Here is a 13,786-nt window from a genome sequence, read left to right as displayed (position 1 = left end):
GCAACACCAAACCCAGAGAAAGGAGGTTTTCACTTGGCGTATGTACCCGTACCCAAAGACTTATCCAAAGTCAAGACAAAAGTAGCGTTCAACCTTACCAAACGGCAGATTGTATGTTTTGCGGCGGCTCTCCTGTTCGGCTTGCCGCTTTTCTTTCTGCTCAAAGACAGCACAGGCACAAGCCTTGCGTCTATGGCTATGATTGCCGTCATGCTGCCCTGTTTCCTGTTCGCCATGTATGAAAAGCATGGACAGCCCCTTGAAGTGGTGGTGAAGAACATCATACGGACGAAATTCATAGCCCCCAAAGAACGACCATACAGGACAGACAACTTTTATTCCGTCTTAGAACGGCAGAGAAAACTTGAAAAGGAGGTATCAGCGATTGCAAAAGGAAACACGAAGAAACAGCGCGGCGGGAAGCGCAAAGCCTAACCCACCCCGCAAGCTCACCCGCGCCGAGAAAAAGCAGATTGCGGAAATCATCAGACAGGCAAAGGGCGACGGGAAAGCGCACACCGCGCAGCAGACAATCCCCTATATCCAGATGTACCCGGACGGTATCTGCAAGGTTACGGGACGGAAATACTCAAAGACCGTCGCCTTTGAAGATATTAACTATCAGCTTGCACAGGCAGACGACAAGACCGCCATTTTTGAGAACTGGTGCGACTTCCTCAACTACTTTGACGCTTCCGTTTCGGTGCAGCTCTCTTTCATCAATCAAGGGACGCAGCGCGGCGAAGCGGAAAAGGCGGTCAATATCCCGGCACAGGAGGACGCTTTCAACTCTATCCGCACAGAATACCGGGATATGCTGAAAAACCAGCTTGCAAAGGGAAACAACGGGCTTGTCAAAGCAAAATATATCACCTTTGCCATTGAAGCCGACAGTCTGGGCGCGGCGAAATCCCGCCTTGCCCGTATCGAAACGGACGTGCTGAACAACTTTAAGCTCTTGGGCGTGTCTGCCCGCCCCATGACAGGCTATGAACGCCTTAAAATGCTGCATGGCATTTTCCACCCGGAGGGCGGGCAGTTTTCCTTTGATTTTTCATGGCTTGCCCCGTCCGGGCTTTCCACAAAGGACTTTATCGCCCCGTCCTCTTTCCGTTTTGGCGAGGGGCGGTATTTCCGCATGGGGCGCAAAATCGGCGCGGTTTCATTCCTTGAAGTCCTTGCCCCGGAATTAAACGACCGTATCTTATCCGACATTCTGGACTTGGAAACGGGCGTTATCGTCAATCTGCATATCCACAGTATCGACCAGACCGAAGCCATAAAGACAATCAAGCGGAAAATCACCGACCTTGACAAAATGAAAATCGAGGAACAGAAAAAAGCGGTACGCAGCGGCTACGACATGGATATAATCCCGTCCGACCTTGCCACGTTCGGCAGCGAAGCGAAGAACCTCTTACAGGACTTGCAGAGCCGGAATGAAAGAATGTTCCTCTTGACGTTCCTTGTGGTGAACATGGCGGACACGAAGCGGAAACTGGAAAATGACGTATTCGCGGCGGCGGGCATTGCACAGAAGAACAACTGCGCCTTAACCCGCCTTGACTACCAACAGGAAGCGGGGCTTATGTCCTCTGTACCGCTTGGGGAGAACCTTATCCCCATTCAAAGAGGACTTACCACGTCAAGCACCGCTATCTTTATCCCCTTTATCACACAGGAGCTTTTCCAGACGGGCGCGGCTTTGTACTACGGCTTAAACGCCCTGTCTAACAACATGATACTCTGCGACCGCAAGCAGCTAAAGAACCCCAACGGCTTAATCTTGGGTACGCCGGGAAGCGGGAAATCCTTTGCCGCCAAACGGGAAATGACAAACGCTTTCCTCATTACAGACGACGACATTATTATCTGCGACCCAGAAGCAGAGTATTTTTTCCCCTTGTGCAGCGGCTTGACGGGCAAGTGATACGCTTGTCGCCTACGGGCAAGGGCATTGACGGGAAGCCCCAGTATGTGAACCCTATGGATATTAACCTCAATTACAGCGAGGACGACAGCCCCCTTGCGCTGAAATCCGACTTTATCCTTTCCCTCTGCGAGCTTGTAATCGGCGGCAAGGAGGGCTTGCAGCCCGTCGATAAGACCGTCATTGACCGCGCCGTTCGGAACGTGTACCGCCCTTTCCTTGCAGACCCCGACCCGGAGAAAATGCCGATTTTGGGCGACCTGTACGACGAGCTTTTGAAGCAGCCGGAGCCGGAAGCGGCGCGTATCGCGGCGGCGTTGGAGCTTTACGTTTCCGGGAGCCTTAACGTGTTCAACCACCGTACCAACGTGGAACTGAATAACCGCCTTGTCTGCTTTGACATCAAGCAGCTTGGGAAGCAGCTCAAAAAGTTAGGTATGCTCATTGTGCAAGACCAGGTATGGAACCGCGTTACCGTCAACCGGGCAGAGAGGAAATCCACCCGCTACTACATGGACGAATTTCATCTTCTCTTGAAAGAGGAACAGACCGCCGCCTATTCCGTTGAAATCTGGAAGCGTTTCCGTAAATGGGGCGGCATACCCACAGCCATTACACAGAACGTCAAAGATTTGCTTGCTTCCCGCGAAGTGGAGAATATCTTTGAGAACAGCGATTTTGTCCTCATGCTCAATCAAGCGGCGGGCGACCGGGCTATCCTTGCAAAGCAGCTCAACATCTCCCCGCAGCAGATGAAATATGTCACCCACACCGAAGCGGGCGAGGGGCTTATCTTCTACGGGAACGTGGTGCTGCCCTTTGTAGACCGCTTCCCGAAAGACACCGAGCTTTACCGGGTAATGACGACGAAGCCGGAGGAAGTGGGCGAAGCATGAACGGGCTGAAAACTGACACAATCATCAACCGGGACGCGCTCTATGCCTTGCGGGAGCTTCCAGAGGAAAGCGTACACTGTTGCGTCACAAGCCCGCCCTACTATGCGCTTAGAGATTATGGGCTTGATATGCAGATTGGGCGGGAGGACACGCCGGAGCAGTACATTGACAGGCTGACCGAGGTTTTCCGCGAGCTGCGCCGGGTACTGCGTTCTGACGGTACGCTCTGGCTGAATATCGCGGACACTTACTGCGGCACAGGAAATAAAGGCTACCATGCAGACCCGAAGAACCCGAAAGGCAGAAACGGACAGCAGATTGCAAGAAACAACCGCGTTTCCGGCTGCAAACAAAAGGACTTAATCGGTATTCCCTGGCTTTTAGCCTTTGCCCTACGCGCTGACGGGTGGTATTTACGGAGCGACATTATCTGGCAGAAAGAAAACCCCATGCCGGAGAGCGTGAAAGACCGCCCTACCCGCTGCTATGAACATATCTTTCTGCTTACGAAGTCAAAGAAATATTTCTATGACGCAGCCGCCATAGCCGAGCCGTTAGCCCCCACAACGGCGGCGCGGTACCGCACCGGGCGCAGCGCGGGACAGAAATATGCGGACGAAATACCTGGACAGGGGAAAGTACAGGGGCTTAACCGGGCGCGAAGCGGCAGCTACTACGACGAAGCCCTCATGCCGACCATGCGGAACAGGCGGGACGTGTGGCTTATCAATACCGTTCCCTACAAGGGCGGGCATTTCGCCGCGTTCCCGCCAAAACTTGCCGAAACCTGTATCAAGGCGGGCTGTCCGAAAGGCGGCGTTGTGCTTGACCCCTTTTTCGGCAGCGGCACGACGGGGGCAGCCGCAAGGCAGCTTGACAGGCATTATATAGGCATTGAGATAAACGCCGAGTATTGCGCCCTTGCAAGGGCGCGGATTGGAGGGACAGACACATAAAACAATATAAAGCGCGTGAAAAAGTCACGCAGAAAATGACCCGCGAGGGGGCTGTCGAGGTAAACGCCGCCACCGGGAAAAAGAAACGTATCAGCAAGCGGATAAGGGACGCGGACTTTGCAAAGACCGAAGCACCGCAGCCGCCGGAACAGGCAGCGCAGACCATACCGGGCGGCGCAGCTCCCGCGCCCACAGCCGCCGCGCCGCCGCTTCCCCATGCGCCGGGGGGCAGAACGGGAACAGGACACCGCCGCAGCCGAGCGCGTCTTGGAGCGTATCGACGGGGGCGCGTACCAGAAAGGCGAGTAAAAAAAGCGGCGAGGAAAGCACAGGCAGAAGCCACAGCAAAAGAAAAATCTTCCCGCTTGCAGTTTACCGACGAGGAACGGGCAACGCCGGAGCTTGAAAGGTATATCCGAAAATCGGACAAAGCAGCCGACCGTCTGGACGCGGCAAAGGCGGCTATCCCCAAAGAAAAGAAACTTGTACGGGAGCGCACCTTTGATGAAGCCACCGGGAAAGGCAAGACCCGCCTACATTTTTGAGGAACAGGAAAAGCCCATAGGAAAGAATAAGCCCCACAATAACCCGCTATCCCGCCCCGCACAGGAAGCGGGTATTTTCGTCCACAACAAGATACATTCCGTTGAAAAGGACAATTCCGGCGTTGAGGGGGCGCACAAATCCGAAGAACTGGCAGAGCGCGGCGCAAAGTACGGGGCGCGGAAAGTCAAGGAGGGCTACCACAGCCACAAGCTCAAACCCTACCGGACGGCGGCAAAGGCAGAGAAAGCGGCGTTCAAGGCGAATGTGGATTTCCAGTACCATAAAGCCCTGCATGACAATCCGCAGATTGCGGGCAATCCCCTTTCCCGCTTCATGCAGAAGCAGCAAATCAAGCGGCAGTATGCAAAGTCGGCAAGGAAAGGCGGCGCAAAAACGGCGCAGAAAGCCGCAGAGAACACCCGCAAGGCGGCAAAAAAGACCGCCGAGGAAACAAAAAAGGCAATCGCTTTTGTAGGGCGGCACCCGGCGGGCGTATGTATCGCCATTGCCGCGCTGCTCTTATTCATCATGGTATCGGCGGGGCTTTCCTCTTGCGGCTCCATGTTCTCCGGCTTGATGAACGGCATACTTGGGACTTCCTACACGTCGGAGGACAGCGACCTTGTGGCGACGGAAAATAATTATGCCGCAAAGGAAAACGAGCTTCAGCAGCAGATTGACAATATCGAAAGCACCCACCCCGGCTATGACGAATACCGCTATGACCTTGACAGTATCGGGCATAACCCCCATGAGTTAGCGTCCTACCTCACCGCACTTTTACAGACCTATACCCCGCAGAGCGCACAGGCAGAATTAAACCGCGTCTTTGCCATGCAGTACACCTTGACGCTGACGGAAGAAACGGAAATCCGCTACCGCACAGAAACAAGCACAGACCCGGAAACCGGGGAAACGACCACCGAGGAAGTACCCTACGAGTACCATATCCTCAACGTGAAGCTGACGAACAAGCCCATTTCCGAGATTGCGGAGGAACTTCTAACGCCACAGCAGCTTGAAATGTACCGCGTCTATCTGGAAACAAGCGGCAACAAACCGCTGATTTTCGGCGGCGGCTCCCCCGATATGGGCGCGTCCGAGGATTTAAGCGGCGTACAGCTTGTAAACGGCACACGCCCCGGCAACACTGCCGTTGTAGACCTTGCGAAGCGGCAAGTCGGCAACGTGGGCGGGCGACCCTTTTGGAGCTGGTACGGATTTAACAGCCGCGTGGAATGGTGCGCCTGTTTTGTTTCATGGTGCTACAATCAAGCCGGGAAAAGCGAGCCGCGCTTTGCCGGGTGCCAGTCACAGGGCGTACCCTGGTTCCAGTCACGCGGGCAATGGGGCGCGAGGGGCTATGAGAATATCGCCCCCGGCGACGCTATCTTTTTCGACTGGGACGGGGGACGGGAGCGCAGACCATGTAGGGCTTGTTATCGGGACGGACGGGGAGCGCGTCTATACCGTCGAGGGCAATTCCGGCGACGCCTGCAAGATAAAGAGCTACCCCGTCAATTATGGCTGTATCAAGGGCTACGGCTTAATGAATTGGAACTGACAACAAAAAAATGAAAATCTGAAAGGAGAAATTTATTGATGGCTATGAACAAAATTGAACGTATCGACAAGGAGATTGCAAAGACCCGCGAGAAAATCACCGAGTACCAGAATAAATTAAGGGGGCTTGAAGCGCAGAAAACCGAAGCGGAAAACCTGCAAATCGTACAGCTTGTGCGCTCCATGCGCCTTTCCCCGCATGAGCTTTCCGCTATGCTTTCCGGGGGCGGTATTCCGGGCATGGAAGCCGCGCCGGGCTACCCCGCAGAACCCGCAGACCATGACAACGAAGAAATGGAGGACACCGAGAATGAATAAGAAAATCCTTAGAACACTGACCGCACTTTGCGCCGCCCTTGTACTTATGGGCGGCTTTTCCGTCACCGCTTTTGCACAGACCCCGGAGGGAGAGGACGACACCGACGACAGCGGCGTTGTCTACGAGGAACCCCAAAAGGAAGAACCCCTTACCCCGGACGGGAACGCGACCCTTGTAGACGATTTCGGCGGCAACAAGCAGCTTATCACCGTAACGACCAAAAACGGCAATTACTTTTATATCCTCATTGACCGGGACGACGAGGGCGAGAATACTGTACATTTCCTTAATCAAGTAGACGAAGCCGACCTCTTAGCACTTATGGAGGACGGAAGCACCGAAGCAGCCCCGCCCACCGTTTGCAGTTGTACCGATAAATGCAAAGCCGGGAAAGTAAATGTGAGCTGCCCCGTCTGCAAGGACAACATGACCGCTTGCAGCGGCAAGGAAGCGGAGCCGGAAACCGAAGAACCGCCGGAGCAGCCCAAAGAAAAAGGCAATGCGGGCGGGCTTGTGCTTTTCCTTGTCGTGGCACTTCTTGGCGGCGGGGGCGCGTTCTATTATTTTAAGTTTATGAAGCCGAAGCAGAGCGTCAAGGGCGACACCGACCTTGAAGATTTCGATTTTGACGACTACGACGAGGACGAGCCGGAGCCGGACGAGGGGGACGGGCTTTCTGATGAAGAACAGGAGGACGAGGAAGCATGACCCTGTTTACCGACAATCCCTTTGAAAAGATGATGATACAAAGACCGGGCGGGCGGCGTGACAATGCGCCGCCCGTTCCCCATTCCCCGGCTTGCGCTTCCTGCCCGTACAAAGGGCAGCTCCCTTGTGTGGGCTACTGTCTGAAACAGGTACAGGAGAAAAAGGCAAGTGAGCTGGAATGCTGAAAGGAGGATTTTTTCATGGCACTTAGACTTGTAATTGCAGAAAAACCGAGCGTGGCGCAGACTATCGCCGCCGCGCTTGGCGTTAAAGAAAAGAAAGACGGATTTATCGAGGGCGGCGGCTACCTCATTTCATGGTGCGTCGGGCATTTGGTACAGCTTGCGGAAGCTGCCGCCTACGGGGAGCAATATAAAAAATGGAGTTTTGAGAGCTTACCCATTCTGCCGGAGGAATGGCAGTACACCGTTGACCCGGACAAGGGGAAGCAATTCAAAACCCTAAAAGAGCTTATGCACCGCGCCGACGTTTCCGAAGTGGTAAATGCGTGTGACGCGGGGCGCGAGGGAGAATTGATTTTCCGCTTTGTCTACGAAGCGGCGGGCTGCAAGAAGCCCATGCGCCGCTTGTGGATTTCCTCAATGGAGGACGGGGCGATTAAGGCGGGCTTTGCTTCCCTCAAAGACGGGCGGGAATATGACGCGCTCTTTGCGTCTGCCCTCTGCCGCGCAAAGGCTGACTGGCTTATCGGCATTAACGCCACCCGGCTTTTCTCCTGCCTGTATGGAAAGACTTTGAACGTGGGGCGCGTCCAGACCCCGACCTTAAAAATGCTTACCGACCGGAACGCGGCTATCTCCCATTTCCAGAAAGAAAAATATTATCATGTTCGCCTTGATTTATCCGGCGCGGAAGCGGCAAGTGAAAGGATTTCAGACAAGGCAGAAGCCGCCGCGCTGAAAGGGGCTTGCGAAACACAAACGGCGGTATGCGTTTCCCTCACCAGAGAGAAGAAAACCGCAGCCCCGCCGAAGCTCTTTGACCTTACCTCTTTGCAGCGGGAAGCGAACCGCATTTTCGGCTACACCGCGAAGCAGACCCTTGACCTTGCACAATCCCTTTATGAAAAGCGGCTGTTGACTTATCCGAGGACGGACAGCAGCTTTCTTACTGACGACATGGGCGGCACCGCAGCGGGCATTATCAAGCTGCTTTGTGAGAAATTTTCCTTTATGGAGGGCTTGGGCTTCACGCCGGAGGTTGCAAAGGTAACAGACAGTAAAAAAGTATCAGACCACCACGCAATCATTCCCACTATGGAGCTTGCAAAGGCTGACCCGGACGCGCTGCCGGAAAGCGAGAAAAATATCCTTACCCTTGCGGGGGCGCGTCTGCTTTTTGCCACCGCCGAGCCGCATATTTATGAAGCGGTTACGGCGGTTTTCTCATGCGCTGATACGGAGTTTACGGCGCGGGGAAAGACGGTGCTTTCTGACGGGTGGAAAGAGATTGAACACAGATACCGGGCGACGCTGAAAGATAAACCCGACCCAGAGGACGGGGAAAATGAGGGCGTGACGCTGCCGGAGCTTTCCGAGGGACAGGGCTTTCCTAACCCCGCCGCAAAGGTAACGGAGCATACCACAACGCCGCCGAAGCCCCACAGCGAAGCGTCGCTTCTCTCTGCTATGGAGCGAGCCGGGAACGGGGACACCGACCCGGACGCGGAACGCCGGGGAGCTTGGCACTCCCGCCACCCGCGCCGCCGTCATTGAAAAAACTGGTAAAGGGCGGCTTTGCAGAGCGCAAGGGGAAGCAGCTTATCCCCACGCAGAACGGAGCCGCCCTTATATCAGTGCTGCCGGATATGCTGACTTCCCCGCAGCTTACCGCAGAATGGGAAAACAATCTGACGCAGATAGCAAAGGGAGCCGCAGACCCCGGCGAATTTCTGTCCGGCATTGAAGCTATGACGCGGGAGCTTGTGCAGACACACGCCGCAGCACTGGACGGGAAAAAAGGATTTGTTCCGGGAGGAAAAAGCCCTCTGTCGGCAAATGCCCCCGTTGCGGTTCCCCCGTCCATGAGGGGAAGAAAAACTATTATTGCAGCAACAAAGAATGTGCCTTTGTCATGTGGAAGAACGACCGCTTTTTCGAGGAACGCAAGACCGCTTTTTCCGCGAAGATTGCCGCCGCGCTCCTTAAATCCGGCAAGGCGAATGTGAAAAAGCTCTATTCCCCGAAAACAGGCAAGACCTACGACGGAACTATCGTTTTAGCCGATACTGGCGGGAAATACGTCAACTACCGTATCGAAGTGCAGAAGAACTAAAAACTTGAATAGCAAGCATAGGAAGCGGGTACCCACTTCCGTAAATCCCCGTTACGACGCTGACGCGCCGGACGGGGATTTTGCTTGTTGGGAAGTTTCCCAAACCCTCTTTTGCGGAGGGCTTCACCCTCTGAAAATCTTCAAAAAACTTTGGCAGAAATGCGGGTGTGCCGTAGTAGGCTATGCAGCCAAAAAATGCAGCTTATGACGCTGCCCCAGAGAAAGGAGGTTTTTCAACTATGGCAAGTTTACGGGACACCGTAAAGGACTATCAGGACGAGCTTAGGGACGGTATCGCATGGGTGGCGTTCTGGAAACAGGGGCGTTCATGGAACGCGGAATATTTTCATCTTGATATGGACGATACGCTCTACCCGGAGGACAGGAGCCGGTTAGAGGAAATCAAAAGCACCGACCCCGCCGCCGTTATCCTTAACGGCTACTATTGCGGGCATTTAGGCGAGGATATGAGCCTTGACGAGCTGACCGCCGGAGTGCGCTACCACTACGAAAACAGCATGAACGATATTGACGGTTTTATCGGGGCGCATGACGACAGGCTTCCCCCGGAGGTTATCGAGGAAGCGAGGGCAGCCGCCCATGAAGCGGGGCTTCCCTTTTCCGAAAACCCCTACCGGGACGGGAGGATTTTAACCCCTATGTATTTGACGGGAGCATGAGCATTGAGGATTTTGAGCTTATGCACCGCATGATTGAAAAAGAAAGGAGCGAACAAATGGCAGAACCGATTTTAAGCGGCTATCTTTCCAATCTTGGGAAGTACACCGAGGGCAGACCCGCGGGCGAATGGGTGACATTCCCCACGACTGCCGAACATCTGAAAGAAGTCTTTGACCGTATCGGGATTGACTTCAAGCACTATGAGGAATGGCATTTCACAGAATTTCAATCCACTATCCCCGGCTTGACGGAGCATTTAAGCGAGTATTCCCACCCCGACGAGCTGAACTATTTAGGGAAGCTCTTGGAAATGCAGTTTGACGACGACCGGGAGAAATTCATTGCAGCCATTGAATACGGCGACCATGCCGACAGCTTACAGGACATTATCAACCTTGCACAGAACCTTGACTGCTACTGGATTTATCCGTCCGTCCACAATGAAGAAGAATACGGGCGTTATCTGGTTGATGAACTGGAAGAACCGGAACTTCCCGAAGAAGCGAAAAAGTATTTCATGTATGAGGAATATGGGCGCGACGCTTCCATTAACGACGACGGTATGTTTACCGAAAAGGGCTATATCTACAACAACCGCAACACCTTTACAGAATGGTACGACGGGCGCGACGTGCCGGAGGAATACCGGGTAACGCCGCAGCCCCCGCAGCGGTCAATCCCCGACCCGGAAAAGGTAGAAATGGACGCAGCCGCGCCGGGGCAGAGAACCGCGCAGACCGCAGAGCAGCCACAGGAGCCGCGCCCGGTTATCCCTATCGTGCTGACGAGCGAGAAGCCCGCCGAGAAATTAAAAGAGATTACCGACCGTCTGGAACAGGGCATTGCGGAACTCTTTGACAGCGAGCGTTACAAGGAATATCTGAAAGTCATGTCAAAATTCCATAATTACAGCTTCCGAAACACCGTCCTTATCGCCATGCAGAAGCCGGACGCTTCCCTTGTGGCGGGCTTTTCCGCTTGGAAGAACAACTTTGAGCGAAACGTGATGAAAGGGCAAAAGGGAATTAAAATCATTGCCCCGTCGCCCTATAAAATCAAACAGGAAATGCAGAAAATCGACCCGCACACGCAGAAGCCCATAATCGGCAAGGACGGAAAGCCCGTCACCGAGGAAAAGGAAATCACCATACCCGCCTACAAGGTGGTATCCGTCTTTGACGTTTCCCAGACCGAGGGAAAGGAGCTGCCGGACATTGCGGTTGACGAGCTGACAGGCGACGTTGACCGCTACAAGGATTTTTTCGCAGCCCTTGAAAAGACTTCCCCCGTTCCTATCGCTTTTGAGAATATCGAGGGCGGCTCTCATGGCTACTACCACTTGGAGGACAAGCGCATTGCTATCAACGAGGGCATGAGCGAATTACAGACCTTAAAGACCGCTATTCACGAAATCGCCCATGCGAAGCTGCACGACATTGACCTCAACGCGCCAAAGGACGAGCAGCAGCCCCACATTGACCGCCGCACCCGCGAAGTCGAAGCGGAAAGCGTCGCCTATACCGTCTGCCAACATTACGGGCTTGACACGTCGGACTACTCTTTCGGCTACGTCGCCGGGTGGAGCAGCGGGCGGGAGCTGTCCGAACTGAAAAGCTCCCTTGAAACGATACGCAGCGCAGCCGCCGAGATTATCAATTCCATAGACGAAAATCTTGCGGAACTGCAAAAGGCACAGGACAAGGAGCAAACCGCCGGACAGGAGCAGCCCACCAGAGAGGAACAGGCAGCCGCGCCGGAGCAGCCGCAGCCGGAAGCCCCGGAAAAGGCAGATACAGCCGGGAAAGAGAAGCCGGAGCCGGAAGCAGACGCACCGGGGAAATCCGGCGCACAGGAAAAAGCGGACGCAGCCCCGAAAGAAGCCTTTACCCCGGAAACGATTTACAGAGTGCGCCGGAACCCTTACGGCGACAGCCGGGAAAACAGCTACCTCTTGCAAGCCTATGTGACACAGGAGAACGGGCGGGCGAAAATGGGCGACGTTCTTTTCACCGGAACGCCGGAGAAATGCCGCGAGCTTATGGGGCAGCTCAAAAGCGGGGAGCTGACCGAGGGCGACGTAAAGCAGCTCTACGCAAAGGCACAGGAAACGGCAAAGACCGCCGAGCCGGACAAGGACACCTTTTCCATTTACCAGATAAAAGGCGGGGACGAAACAAGGGACTTGCGCTTTGAGCCTTACGACCGCCTGCAGGCGGCGGGGAATGTGGTTGACAGGGCGAACTATGAGCTTGTCTATTCCGCGCCCCTTGCGCCGGGGACTTCCCTTGAAGATATTTATACCCGTTTCAATATCGACCACCCCAAAGACTTTAAGGGACACAGCCTTTCCGTTTCCGACGTGGTAGTGCTTCATCAGGACGGACAGGACGCGGCGCACTATGTTGACAGCGCGGGCTTCCGGCAAGTGCCGGAGTTTTTACAGGAGCAGAAACAGCTTACCCCGGACGACTTGGAAACGGGCGAAACTGTCAAAACACCGAGAGGGACTTTCCATGTAACCGCCATGAGCCGGGAGCAGATAGAAGCCGCCGGATATGGCTTTCATCATCAATCCGACGACGGAAAGTATCTGATTATGGGGAACGGGACGCGGGCGTTTGCCGTTGCCGCAGAGCAGCCGGAAAAGGCAAACCCTTTGAAGCACGTCGAGGACACCGTAGAGCAGAACGACAACAACTTTGACGGTATCATCAACAACACCCCTACCGTTGACGAACTGGAAGCAAAGGTCAAGGCGGGAGAAACGATTTCCCTTGTTGACCTGGCTAATGCGGTCAAAGCCGACAAGGAGCGCGTCAAGGGAGCGAAGCCGGAAAAGAAGCCCTCTATCCGGGCGCAGCTTAGAGCCGACAAGGAAAAGGCGCAGAAGAAAAACGCAAAGCAGAAGTCACAGGACTTGGAAAGGAGCTGACCCATGCCGGAACAGAGCAGATTTGAAAACGTGGATTTGTTCGCTTCCCTTGAAGCGATTATGAAGCAGAATACAGGCTTTTACCAGAGCGACTTGGAGATTGACAAGGAGATTATCGCAAAGGCGGCGGCAAGCCCCCACAGGGAGGACAAGACCCTTTTGTGGTTCTGCCGCCCGTCCGGGACGCATTGCTTTAGGGAGCGCGACGTTTTCCTAAAGGACACCGCGCCCCACAATACATGGCGTTTCTACATGGAGCAGACAAGCGACCGCGTACTTGCCTATGCAATCGAGCTGACGGGAAAGGAGCGCGGGAAAATCAAGGGCAATCTGTATGAGCTTGACTATTCCCGCCATTATGAGCGCGTCAAGGAAAAGGAGCTGCCCGCCGATACGGTGAAGCTGTTTTATGAGCGTGGGGAAAGGGTACAGAAAGCCGGGAGATATTTTGACGGAACCCCCAGACCCGCAGCTTGGGAAGTTTGAACGCTTTGAAGCCGTACCCAACGACCCGGACGCGCTGCAATCGCTCTTACAGGAAGAACGGCGCAGCCGGGAGCAGCTTCCACCGGGAGATTTCAAGGCGCATATCGCCGCATTGCGGGACGGGCTGATTGAAACGGAAGCGCGGCGCATTGTGTGGGAAATGAAGCGGCACGACACGCCGAACAGCCCAAACAAGACCCATTTCATGGTAGAGCTTTCCCCGGCGTTCATGCAGCTTGCGGCTACAAAGGACACTGACCGTCTTTTCTCCATGCTGCCCTACAAGACCCTTTCCTTTTCCAAAATCGAGGGCAGACATGGGACGTATGCGCTGATTGACAAGAGGGAGAACCGGGACAGGGAGATACGGAAGCCCCGCCCCTCTATCCGGGCGCAGCTTAAAACAGACAAGGCAAAGACCGCCCCGAAAAAGGCGGCGGCAAAGAATAAAAATCACGATTTGGAGGTGTGAAC

Annotated in this window: 5 protein-coding genes and 5 pseudogenes; all 10 read left to right on the top strand. The window is 54.6% G+C overall.

Annotation, left to right across the window (positions count from 1 at the left end; all coding sequences use genetic code 11):
• Window positions 1–33 precede the first annotated feature (33 nt).
• The 10 genes and pseudogenes from G4D54_13060 to G4D54_13015 all read left to right on the top strand — a co-directional run bounded on the left by G4D54_13060 (window position 34) and on the right by G4D54_13015 (window position 13,784).
• Entirely contained in the window at window positions 34–435 is a 402-nt protein-coding gene (locus tag G4D54_13060) for a PrgI family protein (GenBank protein ID QJA03301.1), read from the top strand.
• Window positions 386–2,826, top strand: a pseudogene (locus tag G4D54_13055) (conjugal transfer protein TraE). Before G4D54_13060 ends, G4D54_13055 begins: the two are co-directional and overlap by 50 nt.
• Window positions 2,823–3,782 (top strand): site-specific DNA-methyltransferase, encoded by a 960-nt coding sequence (locus G4D54_13050; GenBank protein ID QJA03300.1) that lies wholly within the window; start codon window positions 2,823–2,825, stop codon window positions 3,780–3,782. Before G4D54_13055 ends, G4D54_13050 begins: the two are co-directional and overlap by 4 nt.
• 365 nt (window positions 3,783–4,147) lie before the next feature.
• A pseudogene (locus G4D54_13045) lies at window positions 4,148–5,892 on the top strand (CHAP domain-containing protein).
• A 38-nt stretch (window positions 5,893–5,930) separates the two neighbouring features.
• On the top strand, window positions 5,931–6,209 hold the full coding sequence (locus G4D54_13040; protein ID QJA03299.1) for a DUF4315 family protein: 279 nt from the start codon (window positions 5,931–5,933) through the stop codon (window positions 6,207–6,209).
• Window positions 6,202–6,918 carry a DUF4366 domain-containing protein gene (locus G4D54_13035; GenBank protein ID QJA03298.1) on the top strand — a complete coding sequence of 239 codons (717 nt, stop codon included), beginning with the start codon at window positions 6,202–6,204 and terminating at the stop codon, window positions 6,916–6,918. Before G4D54_13040 ends, G4D54_13035 begins: the two co-directional genes overlap by 8 nt.
• Window positions 6,915–7,103, top strand: coding sequence for a hypothetical protein (locus G4D54_13030; GenBank protein QJA03297.1), 189 nt, complete (start codon window positions 6,915–6,917; stop codon window positions 7,101–7,103). The genes G4D54_13035 and G4D54_13030 overlap by 4 nt, the downstream gene beginning before the upstream one ends.
• A 15-nt stretch (window positions 7,104–7,118) precedes the next feature.
• Window positions 7,119–9,213 (top strand): annotated as a pseudogene (topB, locus tag G4D54_13025) (DNA topoisomerase III).
• Between the two features lie 239 nt (window positions 9,214–9,452).
• A pseudogene (locus G4D54_13020) lies at window positions 9,453–12,826 on the top strand (DUF4316 domain-containing protein).
• Window positions 12,827–12,829: 3 nt separating this feature from the next.
• Window positions 12,830–13,784 (top strand): annotated as a pseudogene (locus G4D54_13015) (hypothetical protein).
• Window positions 13,785–13,786 lie beyond the last annotated feature (2 nt).

Source organism: [Clostridium] innocuum (genome assembly GCA_012317185.1).
GTDB classification, from domain to species: domain Bacteria; phylum Bacillota_I; class Bacilli_A; order Erysipelotrichales; family Erysipelotrichaceae; genus Clostridium_AQ; species Clostridium_AQ innocuum.
The sequence above is the reverse complement of the archived record's forward strand: the minus strand, read 5'-3'. Positions and strand labels throughout refer to the sequence as shown.